23 protein-coding genes, 1 tRNA gene and 1 pseudogene are annotated in these 24,428 nt (G+C 59.6%); 11 read left to right on the forward strand and 14 right to left on the reverse strand.

The annotated features are described in order from the left end of the window. Window positions 1-54 precede the first annotated feature (54 nt). Window positions 55-1,245 carry a sugar transporter gene (locus tag SERRSCBI_RS15715; protein WP_042785012.1) on the reverse strand — a complete coding sequence of 397 codons (1,191 nt, stop codon included), beginning with the start codon at window positions 1,243-1,245 and terminating at the stop codon, window positions 55-57. A gap of 260 nt (window positions 1,246-1,505) precedes the next feature. Here SERRSCBI_RS15715 and SERRSCBI_RS15720 point away from each other — a divergent pair, with 260 nt between their 5' ends. Further along, window positions 1,506-2,192 carry an aspartyl/asparaginyl beta-hydroxylase domain-containing protein gene (locus SERRSCBI_RS15720; protein WP_028127723.1) on the forward strand — a complete coding sequence of 229 codons (687 nt, stop codon included), beginning with the start codon at window positions 1,506-1,508 and terminating at the stop codon, window positions 2,190-2,192. A gap of 17 nt (window positions 2,193-2,209) precedes the next feature. Here SERRSCBI_RS15720 and SERRSCBI_RS15725 read toward each other — a convergent pair whose 3' ends face one another. Beyond that, a complete protein-coding gene (locus SERRSCBI_RS15725) occupies window positions 2,210-3,142 on the reverse strand; it encodes an aromatic alcohol reductase (protein ID WP_042785013.1) in 933 nt (310 codons plus the stop codon). 86 nt (window positions 3,143-3,228) lie between these two features. Between SERRSCBI_RS15725 and SERRSCBI_RS15730 the strand changes: the two genes are divergently transcribed. Continuing rightward, window positions 3,229-3,648 (forward strand): helix-turn-helix domain-containing protein, encoded by a 420-nt coding sequence (locus SERRSCBI_RS15730; protein WP_042785014.1) that lies wholly within the window; start codon window positions 3,229-3,231, stop codon window positions 3,646-3,648. Window positions 3,649-3,677: 29 nt separating this feature from the next. On the opposite strand, the gene SERRSCBI_RS15735 is transcribed toward SERRSCBI_RS15730, so the two are convergent. From SERRSCBI_RS15735 to SERRSCBI_RS15755, 5 genes are all read right to left on the reverse strand, one after another. After that, entirely contained in the window at window positions 3,678-4,394 is a 717-nt protein-coding gene (locus SERRSCBI_RS15735; protein ID WP_033643749.1) for an ABC transporter ATP-binding protein, read from the reverse strand. Further along, window positions 4,391-5,266, reverse strand: coding sequence for an ABC transporter ATP-binding protein (locus tag SERRSCBI_RS15740; RefSeq protein WP_042785015.1), 876 nt, complete (start codon window positions 5,264-5,266; stop codon window positions 4,391-4,393). Before SERRSCBI_RS15740 ends, SERRSCBI_RS15735 begins: the two co-directional genes overlap by 4 nt. Further along, window positions 5,263-6,549 carry a high-affinity branched-chain amino acid ABC transporter permease LivM gene (gene livM, locus SERRSCBI_RS15745; protein ID WP_042785016.1) on the reverse strand — a complete coding sequence of 429 codons (1,287 nt, stop codon included), beginning with the start codon at window positions 6,547-6,549 and terminating at the stop codon, window positions 5,263-5,265. Before livM ends, SERRSCBI_RS15740 begins: the two co-directional genes overlap by 4 nt. A gap of 10 nt (window positions 6,550-6,559) precedes the next feature. After that, window positions 6,560-7,474 (reverse strand): branched-chain amino acid ABC transporter permease, encoded by a 915-nt coding sequence (locus SERRSCBI_RS15750; RefSeq protein WP_033643752.1) that lies wholly within the window; start codon window positions 7,472-7,474, stop codon window positions 6,560-6,562. A gap of 124 nt (window positions 7,475-7,598) precedes the next feature. Then, entirely contained in the window at window positions 7,599-8,717 is a 1,119-nt protein-coding gene (locus SERRSCBI_RS15755; RefSeq protein WP_042785018.1) for a branched-chain amino acid ABC transporter substrate-binding protein, read from the reverse strand. 456 nt (window positions 8,718-9,173) lie between these two features. Here SERRSCBI_RS15755 and SERRSCBI_RS15760 point away from each other — a divergent pair. Continuing rightward, window positions 9,174-9,249 (forward strand) — tRNA-Asn (locus SERRSCBI_RS15760). 73 nt (window positions 9,250-9,322) lie between these two features. Here SERRSCBI_RS15760 and SERRSCBI_RS15765 read toward each other — a convergent pair. The 3 genes and pseudogenes from SERRSCBI_RS15765 to SERRSCBI_RS15775 form a co-directional block, all read right to left on the reverse strand. After that, window positions 9,323-10,362, reverse strand: a pseudogene (locus SERRSCBI_RS15765) (aldose 1-epimerase family protein). A gap of 593 nt (window positions 10,363-10,955) precedes the next feature. Then, on the reverse strand, window positions 10,956-11,258 hold the full coding sequence (locus SERRSCBI_RS15770) for an XRE family transcriptional regulator (RefSeq protein ID WP_016927038.1): 303 nt from the start codon (window positions 11,256-11,258) through the stop codon (window positions 10,956-10,958). A 4-nt stretch (window positions 11,259-11,262) separates the two neighbouring features. Next, entirely contained in the window at window positions 11,263-11,616 is a 354-nt protein-coding gene (locus tag SERRSCBI_RS15775; RefSeq protein WP_042785020.1) for a type II toxin-antitoxin system RelE/ParE family toxin, read from the reverse strand. 438 nt (window positions 11,617-12,054) lie between these two features. Here SERRSCBI_RS15775 and SERRSCBI_RS15780 point away from each other — a divergent pair, with 438 nt between their 5' ends. Continuing rightward, window positions 12,055-13,350: an MFS transporter gene (locus SERRSCBI_RS15780; RefSeq protein WP_033643756.1), complete on the forward strand. Its 1,296-nt coding sequence runs from the start codon at window positions 12,055-12,057 to the stop codon at window positions 13,348-13,350. 26 nt (window positions 13,351-13,376) lie between these two features. After that, window positions 13,377-14,183, forward strand: a complete 807-nt coding sequence (locus SERRSCBI_RS15785; protein WP_033651878.1) for a substrate-binding domain-containing protein — start codon at window positions 13,377-13,379, stop codon at window positions 14,181-14,183. Here SERRSCBI_RS15785 and SERRSCBI_RS15790 read toward each other — a convergent pair. From SERRSCBI_RS15790 to SERRSCBI_RS15800, 3 genes are all read right to left on the reverse strand, one after another. Then, on the reverse strand, window positions 14,158-15,057 hold the full coding sequence (locus SERRSCBI_RS15790) for a LysR family transcriptional regulator (RefSeq protein WP_033651879.1): 900 nt from the start codon (window positions 15,055-15,057) through the stop codon (window positions 14,158-14,160). The genes SERRSCBI_RS15785 and SERRSCBI_RS15790 overlap by 26 nt on opposite strands. 102 nt (window positions 15,058-15,159) lie before the next feature. Next, window positions 15,160-15,546, reverse strand: coding sequence for a diacylglycerol kinase (locus SERRSCBI_RS15795; protein ID WP_223524775.1), 387 nt, complete (start codon window positions 15,544-15,546; stop codon window positions 15,160-15,162). Between the two features lie 185 nt (window positions 15,547-15,731). Further along, the gene (locus SERRSCBI_RS15800) at window positions 15,732-16,856 is read right to left on the reverse strand and encodes a DNA-binding protein (RefSeq protein ID WP_042785021.1); all 1,125 of its coding nucleotides are present in this window, start codon (window positions 16,854-16,856) and stop codon (window positions 15,732-15,734) included. A 738-nt stretch (window positions 16,857-17,594) separates the two neighbouring features. Here SERRSCBI_RS15800 and SERRSCBI_RS15805 point away from each other — a divergent pair. Genes SERRSCBI_RS15805 through SERRSCBI_RS15820 form a run of 4 tightly spaced genes read left to right on the forward strand, consistent with a single transcriptional unit; the run spans window position 17,595 to window position 21,696 of the window. Beyond that, window positions 17,595-19,334 carry a fatty acyl-AMP ligase gene (locus SERRSCBI_RS15805; protein WP_033643761.1) on the forward strand — a complete coding sequence of 580 codons (1,740 nt, stop codon included), beginning with the start codon at window positions 17,595-17,597 and terminating at the stop codon, window positions 19,332-19,334. Beyond that, window positions 19,331-20,245 (forward strand): NAD(P)-dependent oxidoreductase, encoded by a 915-nt coding sequence (locus SERRSCBI_RS15810; protein WP_042785023.1) that lies wholly within the window; start codon window positions 19,331-19,333, stop codon window positions 20,243-20,245. The genes SERRSCBI_RS15805 and SERRSCBI_RS15810 overlap by 4 nt, the downstream gene beginning before the upstream one ends. A 31-nt stretch (window positions 20,246-20,276) precedes the next feature. After that, window positions 20,277-20,537: an acyl carrier protein gene (locus SERRSCBI_RS15815; RefSeq protein WP_015378483.1), complete on the forward strand. Its 261-nt coding sequence runs from the start codon at window positions 20,277-20,279 to the stop codon at window positions 20,535-20,537. Beyond that, a complete protein-coding gene (locus SERRSCBI_RS15820) occupies window positions 20,524-21,696 on the forward strand; it encodes an aminotransferase class I/II-fold pyridoxal phosphate-dependent enzyme (protein WP_042785024.1) in 1,173 nt (390 codons plus the stop codon). Before SERRSCBI_RS15815 ends, SERRSCBI_RS15820 begins: the two co-directional genes overlap by 14 nt. Before the next feature lie 64 nt (window positions 21,697-21,760). Here SERRSCBI_RS15820 and SERRSCBI_RS15825 read toward each other — a convergent pair whose 3' ends face one another. Further along, window positions 21,761-22,492: an ATP-binding protein gene (locus tag SERRSCBI_RS15825; protein WP_042785026.1), complete on the reverse strand. Its 732-nt coding sequence runs from the start codon at window positions 22,490-22,492 to the stop codon at window positions 21,761-21,763. A 368-nt stretch (window positions 22,493-22,860) separates the two neighbouring features. Here SERRSCBI_RS15825 and SERRSCBI_RS15830 point away from each other — a divergent pair, with 368 nt between their 5' ends. Together SERRSCBI_RS15830 and SERRSCBI_RS15835 are read left to right on the forward strand one after the other, a co-directional pair. Then, window positions 22,861-23,586 (forward strand): lipoprotein, encoded by a 726-nt coding sequence (locus tag SERRSCBI_RS15830; RefSeq protein WP_033643765.1) that lies wholly within the window; start codon window positions 22,861-22,863, stop codon window positions 23,584-23,586. Window positions 23,587-23,616: 30 nt separating this feature from the next. Next, window positions 23,617-24,411: a hypothetical protein gene (locus SERRSCBI_RS15835; RefSeq protein WP_042785027.1), complete on the forward strand. Its 795-nt coding sequence runs from the start codon at window positions 23,617-23,619 to the stop codon at window positions 24,409-24,411. Window positions 24,412-24,428: the final 17 nt, after the last annotated feature.

Raw genomic sequence — 24,428 nt, forward strand, 5'->3', positions numbered from 1 at the left:
TGCTGAAGAGGCCGGCGCAGCCGCCGGCTCAGGAAGACAGGGAAACGAGGCCGCTTAACGGCTGTGGTGGTGCTGCAGCCGTTCGCTGCGGTAGGCGCTAAGCAAGCACCAGCCGAGGGCGATCAGCGCCAGCGGCGCGGCGACGAAGCCGATGTTGCCCATGCCCAGATGCAGGCTCACCTGGTTGCCCAGCAGCGCGCCGCTGCCGATGCCGAAGTTGTACAGGCCGGAGAAGATCGCCATCGCCACGTCGGTGGCGTCCGGCGCCAGGCTCAAGACCCTGGCCTGCATCGACAGGCCGATCGCCATGATCGCCATGCCCCAGAAGATGCACAGCACCGTCAGATGGCTTTCGCTGCCGGCGGCCGGCAACAGCAGCAGCAGGCTCAGGGCCAGCAGCGTAATGGCGCCGATAAAGAAGCCGGAAGGAAAACGCTCGCTGTAGCGGCTGAACAGCAGGCTGCCGACGATGCCGGCGGCGCCGAACAGCAGCAGCATCAGCGTGGTGAAGTTCTCCGACAGCCCGGCCACGGTCTGGATAAACGGCTCGATGTAGCTGTAGGCGGTGAAGTGCGCCGTCACCACAATGATGGTCAGCATGTAAAGCGCCACCAGCGCCGGGCGCTTGAACAGCAGCGGCACGCTGGCCAGCGAACCGGAGTGCTCGCTTTTCAGCACCGGCAACAGGCGCCACAGCAGCACCAGCGCCAGGGTGGCGCACACTGCGATGCCGATAAAGGTCATGCGCCAGCCGAGCAACTGCCCGACCACCCGCCCGAGCGGCAACCCGAGCACCATCGCCAGCGCGGTGCCGCCCGCCAGCAGGCTCAGCGCCTGGGCTTTCTTGCCCGGCGGCGCCACGCGGATCGCCAGCGAGGCGGTGATCGACCAGAACACCGAGTGCGCCAGCGCCACGCCGGCGCGCGAGATAACCAGCGTGGTAAAGTTCCAGGCCACGGCGGTCAGTATGTGGCTGGCGATAAACAGCATGAACACGCCGATCAACAGTTTGCGGCGCTCGATTTTGCTGGTCAGCAGCATGCACGCCAGCGAGGCGGCGGCGACGATCCAGGCGTAAATGGTAATGATCAAGCCGACCTGTTCGGTTTGCATCGAAAAGCTGGCGGCGATATCGCTCAGCAGACCGACCGGAATAAACTCGGTGGTGTTGAATATAAAGGCCGAGACGGCGAGGATGACCACGCGCAACCAGGCGGTTGAGCGGGAAACGGGAGCGTGTTCCATGGTAAAAAAAATCCGGACAGGTGCGGGCAAGTCGCGATATTTTAACCAACCGGCCCACTAAATGCGATACGCGTCACATTTTAATTGTGTGGTTTTTTTCACCGCCCATCGACACGCTCACCGACGCACGGTTGCCAAAATGCTGTGCTAATCTATTGAAGCGTACCAATTTTTCCTGCCGCGCTTCCCCGGCCGTCCACGCGCCGCGCCGAAGACCCGCGCAGTGTCCCTTTGGCGTTTCCTGAGGCGAGGTCATTATGATGTCCGCGATTTATGATTGGTCCGTACTTGCCCTGCGCAATGTTTACGATCGCCGCATCCAGGGCCAGCCGGTGCTTGACAGCGCGGCCCTCTTCCCCGACGCCGAACGCTTTACCGCCCAATGGCGGCAGATCCGCGAAGAGGCGCTGACGGTCGCCCACGATCTGCACAATATCCCGCGCTTCCACGAGATCATGAGCCAGCAGGCGTCCATCTCCGCCAACGACGCGCGCGACTGGCGCATGTTCATCATGAAGGCCTATGGCCAGCCCATCCCCCGCAACCTGGCACGCTGTCCGACGCTGGCGGCGCTGATCGCCTCCTCGCCGGACGTGCTGTCCGCGTCGCTCTCCTTCCTGGCGCCCGGCAAACAGGTGCCGCCCCATCGCGGCCCGTTCCGCGGCATTCTGCGCGGCTATCTGGTGCTGGACATGCCCAAACGCGCCGACGGCGCGCCGGCGGCGGTGCTGAAGGTGGACGGCCGCGAATATCGGCTGCACGAGGGGGAGTTCATGCTGTGGGACGATACCTTCGAGCACGAGGTATGGAACGACAGCCCGCAGGTGCGCACCGTGCTGCTGCTGGATATTCGCCGCCGCGACATGCCCGGCGGGCTGCGGCTGCTCTCCAGCGCCATCATCGCGCTGGTGCGGCTGAACGTGCGCTGGATGCAGCGCCAGTTTTGACTGCGGCGCACAGGCGATTAACCGCCCTGAGAAGCCAGCCACTGGCCGGCGGTAGTGACGGCCATGCCCTGGCGCACATTGAAGGTGTTCGCCTTATCCCAGGCCACGCCGTCGGGTCGGGCGAAAGCCAGCCGGTATTTCGCGCCGACGTCATGCGGATGATTCCGCACCTCCGCCTGCAGCCTCTCTTTGTCCAACAGGACTCTGTTGACCTCCACGCCCCAGTGCGCCTGCATAAGATCGGCAAGCTCACGGTAGGTCAGCGTATCCCCGGCGATATAGACCACCTGGTTGCGAAACGCGGGCCGATGGAAAAAAATCGCGGCCGTCAGCCGGCCAATGTCCTCGGGAGTGGTCAGCGTCACCGCATACTGCCAGTCGCCCAGCGCGCGCACGGTTTTGCGTTCCGCATCCACCACGCCAAAACCCGAGTCAAACAGGTAGCTGGTGAAAATACCCGTGGAAACAATCACCCACTCCGTTGCGCTCTGCGCGCGCAGCAGGTGACGCACCTCGAGCTGTTCATCCCACACCGGCTGCCCGCTGCCTTTACCGACGACATCGTAGTCCACGCCGAACTGCCACGGGAAGTAGCGCGCCACGCCGGCCTGCAAAACGGCCTGGGTGATCTTTATCTGCGTTCCCGCCCCGCCGACGAAGCCGCTGCAGTTGATTACCGCATCAAAGCCACGCAGCAGCACGCTCAGCGCATCCACCCCGCTTTGCTGCAGATCGCCTTCCACCACGGCGATCCCGAGCCGCGCCAGCTCATCCCGCCGCGCCCGGAGCGGGCCGCTCACGGCGCGGGCGGTCTCCGGCCGGAGCAGTACGCTGATTTTTAAAGATGGAGATAACTGAGCCTGCCGGCTCATCGCTCGCAGTACCGGCAGCCCCAGTTCGCCGGCGCCGAGTATGAGCACGGTATTGATGGATGGATTTGTGGATTTCATGCTTGCCTCCTGTCTTGACACTGCGTCATCCTGACAGCTGACAAAAACGGGTTCAATTAGGTACACGCATGATACCGGGGAGGAATATGACGAGCGATCGGGAAGCGCTGCTGCAATTTTCGCAAGCGTTCTGTGAAGCATTGAGCAACGACGATGAAGGGTTGAAGCGCGAGATCCTCGCGCATGCAGGCAACCGTTGGTCGCTGGGCGTATTGCATCTCCTGGGCACCCACGGGCCGCTGCGCCACGGCGAACTAGGCCGCCAATTAGCGGGCGTGACGCAGAGAATGCTGACGCGGACGCTGCGCCATCTCGAGCGGGATGGGTTGATATCGCGCTGCGATTATCAGGAAAAACTGCCCCGCGTGGTTTACACCATCACCGAGGCCGGGGAAGAAATGCTGCTCAACATGCTGCCGCTCTGGTCGTGGATTATCTCCTCCGCCGACGCCTTCAGGGCAGCCCGCTCGCACTACGATGGCCAAGAGCGCGACGCCGAAAAATGAACGCGGGCTTCCCTGCCCGCAGGCGGCTATCAGCCGCCGCCCAGATACGCCTTTCTCACCTGCGGATCGTTCAACAGTTCTTCCCCGCTGCCGGTGAGGCGGATCTGGCCGTTGACCATCACATAGCCGCGATCGGACAGTTTCAGCGCATGGTTGGCGTTCTGCTCCACCAGAAACAGCGTCATGCCGCTGCGGGTCAGTTCGCGCAGCACCCCGAAGATCTGCCGCACCACGATCGGCGCCAGCCCCAGGCTCGGCTCGTCCAGCAGCAACAGCTTCGGCCGGCTCATCAGCGCGCGGGCGATCGCCAGCATCTGCTGTTCGCCGCCGGACATGGTCATCGCCCGCTGGTTGCGCCGCTCTTTCAGGCGCGGAAACAGCTCGAACATGCGCGGCAAATCCTCTTCCAGGTAGCGATTGCCGACGGTGATGGTGCCCATCAGCAGGTTCTCCTCCACGCTCATGTCCGGAAAGATGCGCCGCCCCTCCGGCGCCTGCGCGATGCCGCTGCTGGCAACAAAGTGCGTGGAGCGACGGCTGATGTCCTCGCCGCGAAACAGGATCTGCCCGCCGGCGATACGCGGCTGACCGAAGATCGACATCAACAGCGTGGACTTGCCCGCGCCGTTGGCGCCGATCAGCGCCACCGTCTCCCCGGCGTTCACCTGCAGCGACACCTGGCGCAGCGCCTGGATCGGCCCGTAAAACACATCGACCTCGCGAAATTCCAACATCGTTTCGCTCATCCCGCCAGCTCCTCTTCGTCCGCGCCCAGGTAAGCGGCGATCACCGCCTCGTTGTGCTGAATCTCCTGCGGCGTGCCGCGGGCGATCACATCGCCGTGATCGAGCACGATCACCCGATCGGAGATCTCCATTACCATGCCCATGTCATGCTCGATCAGCAGCACCGTGATGCCGTGATCCCGGCGCAGGAAGCGGATGATGCGGCTCAGCGCGGCCGTCTCCACCGGGTTCAGCCCGGCGGCCGGTTCGTCGAGGCAGATCATCTCCGGCGCGGTGCACATGGCGCGCGCGATCTCCAGCCGCCGCTGCTGGCCGTAGGACATCTCCCCCGCCAGCCGGTTGGCGCAGTCCGCCAGATCCACCATCTCCAGCCAGTAGAAGGCGTGATCGAGCGCGGCGCTTTCCGCCCGGCGGTAGCCCGGCGTATTCAGCACCCCGGCGATCAGATTGCGGTTGCTCTGCATGTGCTGCGCCACCAGCAGGTTCTCCACCACCGACATTTCGCGGAACAGGCGGATATTCTGGAAGGTGCGCGCCAGCCCGGCGCGGTTGACCAGGTGAGTGCCGCCGAACATCTTGTAATAGAGGCGCGAACCGAACCGCTTCGGGCGTATCCAGTCGCCGGCGCGGAACTTCTGCCCCAGCACCTGGATCACATCGGTTGGCCGCTTGTAGGTATTGAGCAGGATCGCGCCGCCGGTGGCGCGATAGAAACCGGTCAGGCAGTTGAACACCGTGGTCTTGCCGGCGCCGTTGGGGCCGATCAGGGCGGTGATGGAACCGCGCTCCACCTCCAGATTGACGTCGTTCAGCGCCTTGATGCCGCCAAAGCGCATCATCAGGTGTTCCACCCGCAAAATGGCGTCGCTCATGGCGCCACCCCCTTGCGTTCCGCAAAGCTGGCGCGGCTGATGCGCACCAGCCCGCGCGGCCGCCAGATCATCATCGCCACCATCAGCACGCCAAACAGCAGCACCCGGTATTCGGCGAAGCTGCGCAGCAGCTCCGGCGCCACCGTCAGCACAAAGGCCGCCAACACCACGCCGAGGGTGGAGCCCATGCCGCCCAGCACCACGATCGCCAGGATCAGGGCCGACTCGAAGAAGGTGAACGAGGTCGGGTTGACGAACCCCTGGTAAGTGGCGAAAAACACCCCCGCCAGCCCGGCGGTGGAAGCACCCAGCATAAACGCCGACAGCTTCACCAGCACGTGGTTCAGCCCGAGGGAGCGGCAGGCGATCTCGTCCTCGCGCAGCGCCTCCCAGGCGCGGCCGATCGGCATGCGCGTCAGCCGGTGCTTGATGTACAGCACCAGCAGCACCACCAAAAACAGCATCGCGTAGATGAAGATGAACTTGAGGTTGGGATTGTAATCGATGCCAAGAAACTCGTGGATCGGCACCCCGCCGTCTTTAGCGCGCCGGCCGAACTCCAGGCCGAACACCGTCGGCGCCGGCACCGAAATGCCGTTCGGCCCGCCGGTGAGCGACATCCAGTTGTTCAGCACCAGCCGGATGATCTCGCCGAACCCGAGCGTGACGATGGCGAGATAGTCGCCGTGCATGCGCAGCACCGGAAAGCCCAGCAGCGCGCCCGCCAACGCCGCCATCAGCGCCCCGAGCGGCAGCATCGCCCAAAAACCGAGCCCGAGATACTGGTAGCCCAACGCCAGCCCGTAGGCGCCGATGGCGTAAAACGCCACGTACCCCAGATCGAGCAGCCCCGCCAACCCGACCACAATGTTCAGCCCCAGGCCGAGCAGCACGTAGATCAGGCCGAGGATCGCCACCGTCAGCAGGTATTTGGTGGCGACGAACGGGAACAGCAGCGCGATCGCCGCCATCAGCGGCAGGAACCAGCGCAGATTGGATTTATAGCCCAGCGGACGCACGTAAACGCCGTCGTTGCCGCCGTCGAAGCGTGCCAGCACCTTGCGGCCCGGCGCGGTTTGCAGGAACAGGCTCAGCAGCAGCCGCCCGGCCATCACCGCGACGATGATCCACACCAGCCGGTGCGGCTCGAAGTTAAAGCTGTAGCCGTTCAGCACGATGCCGACGATCGGCCCGAACACGATCAGGGCGATCAGCCCGGCCAAAACGGCATCCAGCAGGCTGCGTTTGACGTTCAGCCCGCCGTTGATTGCGGATTGCGACATGGCGTTCTCCTTAAACCTTGGCGACCAGCGGCCGGCCGAGCAGGCCCTGCGGGCGGAAGATCAGGATCGCCACCAGCAACCCGAAGGAGAACACGTCCTTGTAATCCGAATTCACCATGCCGGCGAACTGCGCCTCCGCCACGCCGAGCAGCAGCCCGCCCAGCATCGCGCCCGGCAGCGAGCCGATGCCGCCCAACACCGCGGCGGTGAAGGCCTTGATGCCGATGATAAAGCCGACGTAAAAATCGAAGGTGCCATAGTTCATGGTGATCAGCACCCCGGCCAGCCCGGCCATGGCGGCGCCGATCACGAACACCAGCGAGATCACCCGATCGGTATTGATGCCGAGAATCGAAGCCATTTTGCGATCCTGCTGGGTGGCGCGGCAGATGCGCCCCAGCCGGGTGCGCTGAATGATGTAGGTGAGGATCGCCATGCCGAGCAGCGACGCCACCAGAATGAACACCTTGGTATAAGTGATCTGCACCACGCCGCCGTCGAATTCCAGGCGGAACACGCCGCTCAGCAGCGTCGGGATGCCCTGCTGGCGCGGCCCTTGGCTGATCTGCGCATAGTTTTGCAGGATTAACGACATGCCGATGGCGGAGATCAGCGGCGCCAGGCGGGTGGAGTTACGCAGCGGCCTGTAGGCGATGCGCTCGATCACCCAGCCGTACACCCCGGTGATGACGATGGTGAATACCAGCGTGCCGAGGATCAGCAGCGGGAACGATTGCAGCCCGAAGAACGACAGCAGCGCCAGACCGATGGCGCACAGGTAGGCGGAGATCATGTACACCTCGCCGTGGGCGAAGTTGATCATGCCGATGATGCCGTAAACCATGGTGTAGCCGATGGCGATCAGGCCATACACCGCGCCGAGGGTCAGGCCGTTGATCAGCTGTTGCAGAAAGAATACATCCATAATGAGCAGTCTCGCCTGGTAAGGCCGCCAACGCAGTCCGACGCGGCCCAAAGGTAGTCGCGGAACGGGCGCGCCAAGGCGGCGGCCCGTCGGTCATAGGGTCACACCCTCAATGTTCGGCCGTTTACAGTTGGTGATATTTGCCCTTGTCATCCCATTGATAGACCACGTAATCCGAGACCTTCAGATCGCCCTTCTGATCCCAGGCTTTTTTACCCATCACGGTGTCCACATCGTGCGACTTCAGCCATTCGGCGGCCTTGGCGCTGTCTTTGCCGCCGGTGGCGTTGAAGGCGGCGGCGATCGCCTGGATCGAAGCGTAGGAGTAAAGGGTGTACCCTTCCGGCTCAAAGCCGCTGGCGCGGAACTTGGCGATCACCGCCTTGCCTTCCGCGATCTGGCGCGGATCGTTGCCGAAGGTCATCAGCACGCCGTTGGTGTACTGCGGCCCGCCGGCGGCGGTCACCAACTCTTCGGTCACCACGCAGTCGCCGGAGAAGAACTTGGCGGTCACGCCCTGCTCGCGCATCTGGCGCACCAGCGGCCCGGCTTCGGGATGGCAGCCGCCGAAGTAGACCACGTCCGGCTTGACCGAAGCGATCTTGGTCACCAGGGCGTTGAAGTCTTTCTCGCCGCGCGACAGCCCCTCATACAGCACCTCTTTAACCCCGCGCTTGTTCATCGCCGCCTTGGCGGCGTCCGCCAGCCCCTGGCCGTAGGTGTCTTTATCGTGGATCACCGCGATGCGTTTGGCCTTCAGGGTATCCAGCATATAGTTGGTGGCGATCACCCCCTGCTGATCGTCGCGCCCGCACATGCGGAACATGGTCTTCATGCCGCGCTCGGTGATCTGCGGGTTGGTGGAGCCGGGGGTAATGGCGATGATGCCGGCCTCGTCATACACCTCGGACGCGGGCATGGTGGATGAGGAACAGAAGTGGCCGACCACCGCCGACACCTTGTCCTGATCCACCAGGCGGTTGGCGACCGCGACCGCCTGTTTCGGTTCGCAGGCGTCATCCCCTTGCACCAGTTTGATTTTTTCCCCTTTGATCCCGCCGGCGGCGTTGATGTCCGCCGCCGCCTGCGAAGCCCCGCGCCAATACTGATCGCCATAGGTGGCGTTCGGCCCGGAGAACGGCCCTGCGACGCCGATGACGAGATCGGCCTGCGCGGAAAACGCCGTACCTAAACAACCGATGAGCAAAGCAGCGAGCGGACTTTTTATCAATTTCGATGACATTGTTATCTTCCTCAGCACTGTTGTAGCGAAACGCCCTGGGGCGCGGATCAGTCACTTTATGTGTAGACGGGGAAAATAATTTTCTTGAGAGCGCAGTCGCATTCCCCAAAAATGGGTAAGCAAAAATCCAGCCATTGTGACGACGAATACATATTGTTTGCTTATTCATCCTACATATCAGTTGCGGCGCGGCGTGTGGCGGCGTTAACCAGGGTCTGGCCAATACGGTTAGCGCGAGTGGAAGTATGGGTGGGAGAACGGTCCTGCACCATCGCCGTGCAAAGGCGTGTGCAAGCGGCGTCAAAACGATTTGGGATGCAAAAATCAACGCATAGCGATGGAAAATGCCGAAAAACAGCGCAAGGTGCTCATTCCCTCAGCAAACGCGCTTTTTTTGCAGTTTAGCGCTTTGACAAACCCCAGGCGCCCCGCTATTATTCGCCCCGTTCACACGATTCCTCTGTAGTTCAGTCGGTAGAACGGCGGACTGTTAATCCGTATGTCACTGGTTCGAGTCCAGTCAGAGGAGCCATATTTAGAGAAGCCCGCTTAAGGAAGCTTAAGCGGGCTTTTTGCTTTAACGGTGAATGCGTCGACAGGCAGCGTTACTCTTTGGCTATCGGCGCGTCATTCTCTTCAATTTTTACCTTGCCCTGAATATCCGCAATCTTCTTCTCCAGATCCGCCACCTGCGCTTTGCTGTGCAGCAAGGTATAGGTCAGATCAAACTGCGCACTGGCGCCAGGCTGCAGCTGCTTAACGCGTTTTTGTTCGCGCTCAATAGTGACCGGGTAGGCATAGCTGGTGCCCGGCTCAATCCCCGTCACATACCCCTGTTTTAACGTATCGGTATTCTTCCACAGCGTCAGGACGGGCAACTGGCGGGTATCGAACTGAATCGCCACCCCTTTGTCGCCCGCGTTATTGACCAGCGCCGCCAGCGTTTGATGATTCGGATCCGATAATGGCTTAATGTTAAAGACCATTTCATCGAACCCTTTGGTTGGACCGGCATAGGTTCCCCAGGTCTTCAGCCCGGCTTTGGCATAGTCGTTAAACGGGCTGATGCTGGCCATCGGCGCCAGGAAGCGGGCACCATTTTCCAGAATCGGCGCGCCGAAATTGCTGTGATAAATAATCTGGTAGTCATGGGGATAATCCGCCCGGTTGGTTAACACATCATGCAGGCTGAAACTGTTGCTGCCGGGCACATAGCGCAATTCGGTCAGGGTTTGCAGATCGGCTTTTTTGAATGTGCTCTCTTTGATCAGGCCGCGAATACGAATTTCATACGGCGCCGCATCCGCTACCTCAACCTCAACCCGCGAGGCCGGCGTATTGCCCGCTTTGCCGTGCAACGTGTAAATTTGCCCTGCGTCGGTCACCGGATGACCGGTCCACTCATAGCCACAACGCACCATCATCTCATTGAAACCTTCCAGCCAGCCGAGCCCATTGCGGCTTTCCAGGTTGATAAAGGCGGGGTTGACCACCTCTTTGACCGGGAATCCCATCCCATTTTCGCGCCAAAGCCTTCTGCCCGCAGGAGGTTCATGCCGCGGGTGGGGCTCAGCGTGATGGTCAGGCCATCCTCGCTGCGGATAATGACGACTTTGCTGCCTTCTTGCTTGCCGCCGTGCAACACTTTCTGCTCAATGCTGAACGTTTTATCCTTCACCTTCAGCGCCTCACTCGAAATCTTCCAGTTTCCTTTCTCCACGCCATCTTCAGCGCTGGTCAGCACCCAACTCTGCGCCGCCGCCTGCCCTGAAATCAGAGCCGAAAACACCGCCATAACCCATGTCTTTTTCATTTCCCTTCCCCTTTAGCTGAATCGATTTTTTTCTAAGCAAGGAAAATCTACTGTTAAGCAGGTTAAAGAAATGTGATGAGCTTCACCGGGTGAGTATTTGAAGAGATAGCGCGATAAAAATACGAATTTCATCGCAGTTTTAATGAAAGACGTTGATTTTTTGCACACAAAACGAGCTGCTTATCAACATAATTTGTATCGTTTCAGCTAAGGAGCAAGGAGACAGTTACGGGCAAGCAAGACATCGCGAAGGGAGTGCGGGTGGCTTGTTTAACGCTTTCCGGCCCAAACGAAAGCGCTCAGACAGCCTGCCCGTCTTGAGCCTCTTTGCTTTCACGGCCGCCTGCTTGTGTCAAAGAAGCCCTGGTGCACAAAGCCCGCACCGGGGAACCTGAGCGGGCTTTGTGCCTTTCTGCCGTTAGCGCTTACAGCACAAACTCGTAGTGAGAGCCGTCCGGCAGTTCAATGTCCAGGCGCAGTTTGCCGCCGGCCGCCTCAACATAGCGTTTAAGCGAAGACAGTTTCAGATCGCGGCCCGGTTTTTCCATCACGGCAACGGTCGGCTGCCTGATCCCCAGCGCCTGCGCCATTTCAACCTGCGTTTTCTGTACTTTTTCACGCAGCTCGGCAAGGTGAATGTTCAGCATGATGTCCGCCGCCAGCGCCTGCGCTTTGGCCACGACCTCGGGCTTTTCATCCGCAATAAGCTGTTCCAACGTTCTGCCCATCGCGTCACTCCTTCTCGTTTAATGTGTTCAGCCAGTTCGTGAATTCCCGATCGGCAACCTGGATCATCCGATCGTAAAAACGCTTTTCATTACTGGCTTTATTGCCCGCGCAAAGCACAATGCCAATACGGTACGGATCGAAAGCGAAGAATGCCCGCAACGGTTCGCCTCGGCACTGAATGCGCAACTCTTTCATATTGCTGTAACGTGAGCCTTTAACCGTATCGGCATAGGGGCTGGGCAGCCCCGGCCCCTTTTCCCGCAGGACCATCAATGCAGCAAGTACGCCGGCCCGATCGGCATCGCTGAGCGATCTGAACCAATGATCAAATGCATCCGTTGTTTTAATTTCCCACACGGGACCTCCCTAAAATATAGATCAGTAACTATATAGATGTAAAGCTATAGCAGAGAGGCGCTGGGATAGCATGCAAAGGCATGCGTGGTGACTGCAAGGCTGAACGTACATCCACGTATTTTGCAAACGCAGTGCGAGGCATTCACCTTTTTACGCACGGTATCGAACAATCGTTCAGAGGCACGGGGCGCTCCCCCGCCGCCCCTTTATGAACCCTGTCACAAAAAGCGCATAACGTTTTCGGCGTTCTGCGCAGCGGGCGATGAGCGACAAACTTGTTAACGCCACGTTACATCGGGTTAGGCAACATTGTTAACGCCGATTGATGCGTCAAACGCATCGCGCCATGAGTTTATTGCGCTTATTTACTTTATTTTCCTGAGCGAGTCTTCAGCAACAGGCGCGGCGTCAAGCGCCAATAACAAACTGGAGATAAAGATGCATTCCTCTACATCACCCATGACCACCCGGGCCAGAACCGGCGCGATACTGCGCGTCACCTCCGGCAACTTTTTAGAGCAGTTCGATTTTTTCCTGTTCGGCTTTTACGCTACCTACATCGCACACACCTTTTTCCCGGCCAGCAGCGAGTTCGCCTCGCTGATGATGACCTTCGCGGTATTCGGCGCAGGTTTTCTGATGCGCCCGATCGGCGCCATCGTGCTGGGCGCTTACATCGATAAAGTCGGCCGCCGCAAAGGGTTGATCGTGACCCTGTCGATCATGGCCGCGGGCACCTTCCTGATCGTGTTGATCCCCTCTTACCAAAGCATCGGGCTTTGGGCGCCGCTGCTGGTGCTGTGCGGGCGTCTGTTGCAAGGCTTCTCGGCGGGCGCAGAGCTGGGCGGCGTGTCCGTCTATCTGGCTGAAATCGCCACGCCGGGCCGTAAAGGCTTCTACACCAGCTGGCAGTCCGGCAGCCAGCAGGTGGCTATCATGGTGGCGGCGGCCATGGGCTTCGCGCTCAATGCGGCGCTGGAAGAAAGCGCCATTCGCGAATGGGGCTGGCGCCTGCCTTTCCTGTTCGGCTGCCTGATCGTTCCCTTTATCTTCTTCCTGCGCCGCAAGCTGGAAGAGACGCAGGAATTTACCGCTCGCCGTCACCACCTGGCGATGCGCGACGTGTTTAAAACCCTGCTGAAAAACTGGCCGGTGGTGATCGCCGGCATGCTGATGGTCGCCATGACCACCACCGCGTTTTACCTCATCACCGTCTATGCGCCGACCTTCGGCAAAAAGGTGCTGCTGCTCAGCGCTTCCGACAGCTTGCTGGTCACCCTGCTGGTGGCGATCTCCAACTTCATCTGGCTGCCCATCGGCGGCGCGCTGTCGGACCGTTTCGGCCGCAAACCGGTGCTGGTCGCCATGACGTTGCTGACGTTGGCCACCGCCTACCCGGCGCTGAGCCTGCTCGCCGCCGCGCCCAGCTTCAGCATGATGCTGGCCGTGCTGCTGTGGCTGTCCTTCATTTACGGCCTCTACAACGGCGCCATGATCCCGGCCTTGACTGAGATCATGCCAACGGAAGTGCGGGTGGCCGGGTTCTCGCTGGCCTACAGCCTGGCGACGGCGGTGTTCGGCGGCTTTACGCCGGTAGTCTCCACAGCGTTGATCGAATACACCGGCGACAAGGCTTCACCGGGCTACTGGATGAGCTTCGCCGCGCTGTGCGCCCTGCTGGCGACGCTGTATATGTATCGCCGCATCGCCATGCCGCTGCAAACCGCGCGCTAAGCCGCCATCTCAAAAGGAATGATGCCATGCAAAAACTCACTCGTTCGATCCTCGCCGCGCTGGTGTGCGCCTCCTGCAGTACGGCGGCGCTGGCCAAAGACGTGACCGTCATGATCTCCGGCGGCTTCAAAGCCGCGCTGGAGAAGCTGGCCCCGGAGTATGAAGCCCAAAGCGGCGACAAAATCATTCTGGTGTCCGGCCCCTCGATGGGCAAAACGCCGCAGGCGATCCCCGCGCGGCTGGCGCGCGGAGAGCAAGCCGATGTGCTGATCATGGTGGGCGACGCGCTCACCCAACTGGAAAAAGAGCGCTGGACCCAGCCGGGTTCGCGCGTGGAGCTGGCCGATTCGCCGATCGGCATGGTGGTTAAACAGGGCGCGCCCAAGCCGGTGATAAAAACGGATGCCGACCTGCGCAATATCTTGCTGCAGGCGGACTCTTTCGCCTATTCCGACAGCGCCAGCGGCCGCTATGTCAGCGGCCAACTGTTCAAAAAGCTGGGCATCGAGGAACAGGTGAAAGGGAAAGCGCATAAGGTTGAGCGCATCCCGGTGGCCTCTGAAGTGGCGCAGGGGAAATACGCGCTGGGTTTCCAGCAGGTCAGCGAATTGCTGCCCGTGGCGGGCGTGACCTTTATCGGCGAGCTGCCTGAAAACGTGCAGTACATCACCCGCTTCGCGGGCGCGGTAACCGCCAAGGCGGAACATCGCCGCGAAGGCAAAGCGCTGCTGGACTTCCTCGCCTCCTCTCAGGCCCAGCCGACCATTCGCGCGACCGGCATGCGAACCGTGCCGGCGCCGCAGCCGGTCAGGCAGAGTGATACTGTTCAGTAATCAGCTTTTCCAGCTCGGCGGCGACGAAAGACTGCATGCGGCCGCCGCGTCTGATGAGGCCTACGGTGCGTTTCACCACCGGATCGACCAGCGGCACCGACGTCAACACCGAGTGCTCTGAAGCGGGCATCGACATGGCGGGCACGGCGGCAATGCCGATGCCCGCCTCAACCATGCCCAGCATGGTCGTCACATGGCGAGTTTCACACACGCTGGGGCGTTCCGGCACGAGGTGTTCCAGGCGCTGATCGAGCAGATTGCGATTGCCGGAGGTTTTATCCAGCGACACGTAATCCTGCTGATAAAACTCCCGCCAGCTGAGGCTCTTTTTACCGGCGAGCGGATGGTCGCGCCGGCAGGCGGCCACGTAGACATCCCCCACCAACGGCACAAACTCAATATTAGGCTGCAGCCGCCCGGCGAAGCAGATGCCGAAATCGGCCTGGCCGCCGGTGACCGCCTCGATGACATTGCCTGCGCTGCCGTCGATCAGCTTAACTCGCACGCGCGGATAGCGAAGCCGGAAACGGCGTATCACGTCGGGCATGAAATAGTAGGCCGCCGACGGCACCGTGGCGACGGTGACCAGCCCCACCCGCTCCTGGCTGACCTTATCGATATCAGCCATCACCGCTTCGACGTTCATCAGCAGCTGCTCCGAACGTTCGGCGAAGGCCTGCCCGTACAGCGTCAAGGTCACGCGCCGGGTGGTGCGATCGAACAGTTTGATGCCCAGCGCGTTTTCCAGCTTCTCAATCCTGCGGCTCAATGCCGACTGCGACAGGCAGATGGACTCTGCGGCCAGCCGAAAATTGCCGTACTCCACCAGCGCGCGAAACGCATAAAGATCGTTGAGATCAAAATTCACGGGCATAACGGCAACCTATCCTTACCATGGCGCCAAAGGCGTAAAGCAACGATAATAGCCGCTTATTTAGCCGCAGCAACCGGTTTAACGCCGGAGCGCGCCTCGCCGTTATCCTCCCAGCAGCACCGTCCCCCAAATAATGATGGTCATTATCACCGCCACCAGCTGCGCTGCGCCGCCCAGATCTTTGGCGCGTTTGGATAACGGATGCAACGCCAGCGAAATGCGATCGACCACGGTTTCAATCGCCGTATTAAGCAGCTCAACCACCAGCAGCAGGAAACTGCAGGCGATTAATAACAGCCGCTCCATTTTTGTAATATCCAGAGTAAATGTAACAACCAGTAAAATGGCGTTAATAACCAATAATTCACGAAACGCATTTTCGGTCAGCGCGGCATCAATAAAGCCGGCCCAGGAGTTCCTTATGCTGTAGGTTAATCGGCTTATTCCCTTTTTCTTTTCCACAGGCATGCATTCTGCTCTCTTCAGCATCACGGCGATCGTGGTTCAATAAATCACGCGCCGTGAATTTATCTCGGGTTTATTAATTAACGGCCTTAACCGTTCCACTCTGGGGACAATGCTTTCACTCACGCTCAGTCCCCCAAAACGAACGGCGCCGCACGCAATGCGCTTATTATCCTGATGGCGTTAAAAGGCGATGCGATATCAGTCGATTAAAGCGTCTTTTCGTACAAACGGTAGCGCTTATAAGGCACCGCGCCGATACGTTCTAAAATCGTCCGCATGCCGGTATTGGTTTCCAGGATCCAGGACATTTCCAGCGCGTCGATATTGCGCTTGGCGAACGGCTCGCGCAGCGCCTCAATCAACAGCAATGCAATAATCGGCCCGATGCGGCTGAATTGATATTCCTGGCGAACGCCCATCAGCGGCACGCGCGCGGTGCGAACGCCGCTGACTTTCAGCCGCCACAATAACTTCGCCCAACCGAACGGCAATAACCGCCCCTGCAGATCGGCAATCGCCTCATTAATGTTCGGCAACCCGACGATAAAGGCGCAGGGCGCGCCATCCACCTCGGCGATATGGATCATATCGTCGGGCACCAGGAACTTCAGCTGATCCCCCATGGTGGCGAACTCATGCTCGGTGAACGGAACAAACCCCCAGTTATGCTGCCACCCCGAGTTGAACACCTCGCGCAGCACCTGCATCTCCTCGCGAAAGCGCTTGCGGTTGAGGCGGCGAACGGTCACCTTTTTGCGCACCTGATCCATCATCCGGGTCAGCGACGGCGAAAAATGCAGGTCGGTTCTTTTCATCCAATAAGCAAGCAAATCAATCCCTTCGCTATACCCTTGCTGCGCTATCTGGGCCGCATAGTAGGGTTTGGCATGGGTCATCAGGGCCGACGGCGGCGTGTCGAACCCTTCGACCAGCAGGCCGCTTTCCTGATTGATATTGAGGCTGAACGGCCCGGTGATTTTCCGCGTGCCCTTGGACCGCAACCACTCCTCCGCCGCCGTGAATAACGCGCTGAACACGGCGGGATCGTCAACGGCGTCGATCATGCCGAAGTGACCGGTATCTTCTCCGTGCAGCGCCCGGTGCAGAGAATCGATTTGCGCGGTGATGCGCCCGACGACCTTCCCCTGCTTTTTCGCCACCCACGCCTGCCATTCGATATGATCGGTGCCGGGATTCTTCTTTGACAGGTGCTCTTCGCGCTCTAAATACAGCGGCTCAATCCAGTTCGGGTCATCACGAAACAGTAACGAAGGGAAAGCAATAAATTCTTTAAGTTCGCGTTTATCCAGAACTTTCTCAATACGGATCATAAATAGCCTTACGTTTTAATAAAATAATTAAATATGAGCGCGACAACGCCTTTAGCATTTTTTATGCTGTTCTCTTTTATTGGATTGTGTATCGCCTCCGGTTCAACGATAAGAAAAACCGAATATTCCCCCCTGTGAACCAGCGCATTATTTGCCTATCACGCGCACTGAGGCGGCGTGATTAAACAAAAAAAGGAAAGCCCAACGCGGCGCTGACATGCTACGCTATGCGTGCTCTTTTATTATTTAGTGCTATTTGGGCGAAAGAAACCCGCCGCTTTAAGTGTACCGACTTTAATCAGGTGGCGCGCCGCCATTTTACCACTTAATGCTCTTTTTAAGAATCAACTTAAATGAGGCATTCACTTTTTGATTTCTTGCGGCATACTGTTTAGGAAGTGTTTAAGTTCGAAGATAGCCATGCATGAGGTCATAACCTATGAGCAGACAGGTATTTCCTGCCCGACAGATGCAGACTAAAGAACGGCGAACCTCGGGTATTACAATCACCTCTCGTATATCTCCAGGTCGCCGCTCAAGGCTGATAATGCAGGCCGCTCACGCGCTACCGGGTTAATAACCGGCGTGCCGCTCAAGTACGGCAATATACGCAATTCGCGGAATGAAGATGGTTGAATAACAAACTTATTCAAAACCTATTCATAGTAAAACATCAATTACCTCGCCAAGAGTGATTTAACTCTTTTGGTGATTTTTAATCTATGGCTAAGTTTGTCTATGTCTGAAACAAGTTCCGTTCATTCTCTTCCCATGCGCTATGCGGACTTCCCCACTTTAGTGGACGCGTTGGATTACGCGGCGCTCGGTAATACGGGAATGAATTTTTACGATCGGCGCAATCAACTCGTGACCGTTCTCGATTATCGCACGCTGCAGCAAAAAGCGATCTCGGGCGCGCGGCGTTTATTGTCCCTGAAGCTCAAGAAAGGCGATCGCGTGGCGCTTATCGCCGAAACCAGCGCGGGGTTCGTCGAAGCCTTTTTCGCTTGCCAATATGCCGGCCTGGTGGCGGTGCCGTTGGCGATCCCGATGGGCGTGGGCCAGCGCGACTCCTACACCGCCAAACTGAAAGGGCTGATCGCCAGCTGCAACCCGGCGGCTATCATCAGCAGCGAAGAGTGGACGCCGCTCATCGCCTCCGCCACGGAAAACGCGTCAGCGATGCACATCCTCAGCGACGCGGATTTCAACGCATTGCCGGAGCCGGAGATCGCGCTGCCGGCGCCTTCGCCCGACGATATCGCCTATCTCCAATACACTTCGGGCAGCACCCGCTTCCCGCGCGGCGTGATCATCACCCAGCGGGCGGCGATGGCGAACCTGAATGCGATCAGTCGCGACGGGATCAAGCTGCGCGCGGGCGATCGCTGCGTGTCGTGGCTGCCCTTCTATCACGATATGGGCCTGGTCGGTTTCCTGCTGACGCCGGTGGCGACCCAGCTGTCCGTCGATTATCTGCGCACGCAAGATTTCGCCATGCGCCCGATGCAGTGGCTGAAACTGATCGCCAAGAATCGCGGCACGGTGTCCGTCGCCCCGCCGTTCGGCTACGATCTGTGTCTGCGCCGCAGCAACGCCAAAGAGCTGGCCGATCTGGATCTTTCCAGCTGGCGGGTCGCCGGCGTGGGCGCCGAGCCGATCCCGGCCGAGCTGCTCAGCCAGTTTGGCGAACACTTCAGCAGCATCAACTTCGACAGCAAAGCCTTCATGCCGTGCTACGGGCTGGCCGAGAACACCCTGGCGGTGAGCTTTTCCGATCCTTGCTCCGGCCCGCAAACCAACGCGGTCGACCGCGATATTTTGGAGTACGAGGGTAAAGCGGTCGCGCCGGGCAAAAAAACCCGCGCCGTCTCGACCTTCGTCAACTGCGGCCGTGCGCTGCCCGGCCACCGCATCGAGATCCGCAGCGAAACCGGGCAACCGCTGCCGGAGCGCCAGGTCGGCCATATCACGATTTCCGGCCCCAGCCTGATGAACGGCTATTTTTGCGATGCTGAGTCCCAGCAGCAAATTCAGGTGACCGGCTGGATGGATACCGGCGATCTGGGCTACCTGCTGGACGGCTATCTGTACGTCACCGGCCGTAAGAAGGATTTGATCATCATTCGCGGCCGCAATATCTGGCCGCAGGATATCGAGTACGTCGCGGAATCCGAACCGGAAATCCGTTCCGGCGATGCGATCGCCTTCGTGACCGAAGAACACGACGAAGCGGCCAGGATCATTTTGCAGATCCAATGCCGAGTCAGTTCGGAAGAGCGCCGGGAGCAGATCGTGCATTCGCTGAGCGCGCGCATTCAAAGCGAATTCGGCATCGCGGTGGACATCGAGCTGCTGCCGCCGCACAGCATTCCCCGCACGTCGTCGGGCAAACCCGCCCGCGCCGAAGCCAAGAAACGCTGGCTGAGCGCTTCGCTCTACCCGCAAATGCCGCAGTTGGCCGGTTTCGCGCAATGAGCGGCACCGTGGCGGTGACGGGCGCGACCGGCTTTATCGGCCGGCATATCGTCCGGGAACTGCTGGCGCAAGGGTTTAGCGTGCGCGCCCTGACGCGGCAAGCCGACAAAGCCGCCGCGGACAACCTGCAGTGGATCCCCGGCGCGCTGGAAGATCGGCCTTCGCTCACCGAACTGGTGCGCGGCGCCGAGTGCGTCGTGCACTGTGCGGGCCAGGTGCGCGGACATGCGGAAGCAGTGTTCACCCGCTGCAACGTGACCGGCAGCCTGAACCTGATGCAGGCGGCCAGGCAAAACGGCCGCTGCAATCGTTTCTTGTTCATGTCGTCGCTGGCGGCGCGCCATCCGGCGCTGTCCTGGTACGCCCATTCAAAACAGGCCGCCGAGCAGCAATTGATCGCCGCTTCGGGCGAGATCGCGCTGGGGATTTTCCGCCCGACGGCGGTTTACGGGCCGGGCGATAAAGAACTGAAACCGCTGTTCAACGGCATGCTGCGCGGCGTGCTGCCCCGGCTGGGCGCGCCTGACGCCAGACTCTCTTTTCTGCACGTGAGCGATTTGGCGAAGGCAGTCGGCCAATGGTTATTGGCGCAGCCCGCGCAGCCGAATATTTACGAACTGTGCGACGGCGTGGCCGAAGGCTATGACTGGCTGCGCCTGCGGGACATCGGCGCCGCCGTGCGTCACGGGCCGGTGCGGCTGGTGGGTATTCCGCTGCCGCTGCTGAAAGCCCTGGCGGATATCAGCGTGGTGTGGAACCGCCTGATAAAACAGGAGCCGATGCTGACGCGCAGCAAAATACGCGAATTAACCCATCAAGACTGGTCCGCCAACAATCAGGCGCTGTCGCAACAGATTAATTGGTTTCCACAGGTGAGTTTGGAACGCGCGCTGCGTGAAGGGCTGTTTTAATTATTCCAAGTAGAGGTGTGTCAACGTTCTTATGCTAAATCGCGATGCTGTAATGGATTATATCCTGACGTGTTTGCAAGGTATCGTCGAAGGCGGAGTGGAAATAAAACCTGATAGCGATCTCGTCAATGATCTTGGCCTGGAATCCATCAGAGTCTTGGATCTGCTGATGATGCTGGAAGATGAATTAGATATCTCCATTCCGATCAATATATTGCTTGATGTCAGAACGCCTGAGCAACTGCTTGACGCGCTGCGCCCTTATCTGGAGAAAAACCATGGGACTGTATGATAAGTTTGCGCGGCTCGCGGGCGATCGCGAACAGTTTCAAACCTCCGGCCTGAATCCGTTCGGCACCTGCATCGACGAAGTCTATTCCGCCACTCAGGGGCGCATCGGCGATCAAAAGATTGTCCTCGCCGGCACCAATAACTACCTTGGCCTGACGTTCGATGCGCAGGCGATCGCCGCCGGCCAATCGGCCCTGGCCGCACTCGGCACCGGCACCACCGGCTCGCGCATGGCGAACGGCAGCTACGGATCGCACCTGGCGCTCGAACGGGAGCTGGCGGCATTCTTCGATCGCCCGAGCGCCATCGTGTTCTCCACCGGCTACACCGCCAACCTGGGCGTCATCAGCACGCTGGCGGGGCCGGGATCCGTGGTGTTGATCGACGCGGACAGCCACGCGAGCATTTACGACGCCTGCGCCCTCGGCGGCGCGGAGATTATTCGCTTTCGCCACAATGACGCCGCCGATCTGGAGCGCCGCATGGTGCGCCTGGGCGAACGCGCCCGCGAGGCGCTCATTATCGTGGAAGGCATCTACAGCATGCTGGGCGACGTCGCCCCGCTGGTGGAAATCGTCGATATCAAGCGGCGGCTGGGCGGGTATCTGCTGGTCGACGAAGCGCATTCCTTCGGCGTGATGGGCGAACACGGCCGCGGCCTGGCCGAAGCGCTGGGCGTCGAGCAAGACGTGGATATCATCATGGGCACCTTCAGCAAAAGCCTGGCTTCGATCGGCGGTTTCGCCGTCGGCGGCAAGGGGATGGACGTGCTGCGCTACAGCAGCCGGCCGTATATCTTTACCGCTTCGCCGTCGCCGTCCAGCATCGCGTCGGTGCGCACGGCGCTGCAAAAAATCGCGCGCCAGCCCGAGCTGCGGGAAAAACTGTGGAGCAACGCGCACCGCCTGTATCACGGCCTCGCCGAGCTGGGCTATACCCTGGGGCCGCGCATCAGCCCGGTAGTGCCGGTGATGATCGGTTCGAAGGAGGACGGCCTGCGTTTCTGGCGTGAGCTGATCGCCCACGGCGTGTATGTGAATCTGGTGCTGCCGCCGGCCGCGCCGGCGGGCGTCACCCTGCTGCGCTGCAGCGTCAATGCCGCGCACAGCGATGAAGAAATAGACACCATCGTGCACGCCTTTGCGGCGCTGAAAAAATAAAGCCTTCCCTCTCGGCCGCGGCGGCGGCGAAAACGCCATCGCCGCCCTGCCGAATTGCTGCGCCTCAGCGCGCAGCCGGTGATGCCCCATCAGCCGAATAGCGATACCCCTGCACCGCCATAAATTCCGAGATGGCTTTTTCCGCCGCCGAAAGCACCTCCTCGATCGGCCGATCGGCATCGAGATCCACGATGTCGGCGCCTTCGAAGGTCAATAACGGCGTGACGGCGATCTTCTTCTCCAGCGCCGCTTTGCGGTGATCGGGTTTACGGGCGCAGGCCACGTCCAGACTGACATTCAGCTTGAGCACCAGATCCGGTTTTTGCTTCGCCATCCACTGGAACGCCGCCCGCTCCCGCGCCGCCAGCCAACGGACGAAACGGCTGCCTTCAACATCGACGGGAAATACCGTGCCGTCATAAGCGCCGGGGATTTGCGCCTGCGGAAAACGGTCGGTCAGCACGATATACCCCTGCCGCCGAAACGCCAGCATGCGGCGAAACCGCAGCAGCCGCCGCCCCACGAAGGCGATGATCACCGCCGACGGCAACAGGCCGATGCGGGATTTCTTCGTTTTGACTTTTTTGGTATTGCTTTCGATAGCCTTGCCCACCGAGCGCCCGAGCAGCGGCAGTTTCGCCGCCGCGCGCCCGACGTTGCCCGCCTGTTTGCCCAAATGCACCTGCACCGCCGGGCCATAATGTTTCACATATTCGATCAGATGTTCACAAACGGTGGACTTACCCGATCCGTCGCTGCCGATAACCGCAATCAGCGGCGGAAATTTTGCATTCATAATCAGACTCTCTTTCAATACACCAGAAACGGCATGCCCTATTTGAAACGAAATATCGCTCACGGCCGCGACGGCAGCGCGAAGATAATTGCCATGACGCCGTGCCAAACCGCACAAAAGATTAAGCGAAAATGGAAAACCTCTGCTCTTTTTTCGCCGTGAGCCAGGCCGAAAGTTAACATAAAAAGCGAAACCGACTCACGCCCGGCCAATTAGCACAAAATAACAAGAACGAACGCCATAAATATCAATTCAAATAACCAACAGGAATACCGAACCCATTATTTTATCGCGGCAAAGCACAATAAATATCTTGAACCCAAGGCGTATTGGAATACAATAGTTTTTTTCGCATTGGATTAATTATTGTGAGTCAGCAGATAAGACCTTCATCTGATCGCTCGCCCGTGCGCGTAATAGCGATAACCGGCTGTGACGGCTCGGGAAAATCCACCCTGGCCGCCAGTCTGGTCGAGGCCTTATCGGCGCAAGAACCTGCCGAACTGCTTTATCTCGGCCAGTCTTCCGGGCGTATCGGCGAATGGATCAGTTCGCTGCCGATTATTGGCGCGCCCTTCGGGCGTTATTTGCTGAAGAAATCGCAGCGCGTGCACGATCGCCCTGCTACGCCGCCGGATAATGCCACGGCGCTGGTGATCTTTTTACTTTCCTATTGGCGCGTTTTTAAATTCCGCCGCATGCTGAAGAAAAGTCGCCGCGGCGCATTGCTGATTACCGATCGTTATCCGCAGGCCGAAGTGGCTGGATTTCGTTTCGATGGCCCGCAGCTGGCAAAAACCGCCGGCGGCAATCGCTGGATACGCTGGCTGAGAAAACGCGAACAACGTCTGTACCACTGGATGGCGTCTTATCAGCCCTTATTATTAATTCGGTTGGATATTGACGAGCAAACGGCCTATTCACGCAAACCCGATCACTCGTTGGCGGCGTTGCGTGAAAAGATCGCCGTCATCCCGCACCTGACGTTTAACGGCGCTAACATATTGGATTTGGACGGCCGCGAGCCGGCCAAGCATATTTTCGATGCTTCGCTGCGCGCCGTTAAAATATCGCTGAGGGCCGCCAATGCCTAGCCGCCAAATAACCTTTTCGTACCGAAACAGATGAAAAAAAATAAACTCACTGCCGAGCAGGATACCTCTCAGAGCTGCATCACCGGGCTGATTGCCGTGGTGGGCAGCGACGGCACGGGCAAGTCCACGCTGACCGCCGATCTGGTGAAAAACCTGCAGCAGCATCGCCCCACGCAGCGCCGCTATTTAGGGCTGATCTCCGGCGAAGACGGCGACAAAATCAAGAAATTGCCGTTCATCGGCGTGTGGCTGGAGCGGCGCCTGGCGGCCAAATCAGATAAAACCCAGCGCATGAGCAACAGGCCGCCGGCGCTGTGGGCGGCGCTGATCATGTACGGCTTTTCGCTGTGGCGCGCCGCCAACCTGCGCAAGGTGCGGCGGCTGGCGCAGAGCGGCGTGCTGGTGATCAGCGATCGCTACCCGCAGGCGGAAATTTCCGGTTTTTACTACGATGGGCCCGGCATCGGCGTGGAACGCGCAAAAGGCCGGCTATTGCGCCGCCTGGCGGCGCGCGAACGCCGTTTATATCAACGCATGGCCGTCTATCGGCCGGAGCTGATCATTCGCCTGGATATCGACGTCGATACGGCGTTTACCCGCAAGCCCGATCACAGCTATGAAGAGCTGAAAGACAAGATTTCCGCCATGGTGCGCCTGCAGTACAACGGCGCGCGCATCATCGAGCTGGATGCAAGAGCCCCTTACGACGAGGTGCTGAGCAACGCGCTCAACGCCATTTCCGCCGTAGTGAATCCCGCGAAGCGCCCACAGAGCGACATCGGGCAACCCGGCGAAAACGCCGGTAAAGAAACTCAGGTTTATTAAAAAGAGACAGGGCAAGC

Origin of the sequence: Serratia sp. SCBI, from assembly GCF_000747565.1 — a bacterium.
Taxonomy (GTDB): Bacteria; Pseudomonadota; Gammaproteobacteria; order Enterobacterales; family Enterobacteriaceae; genus Serratia; species Serratia ureilytica.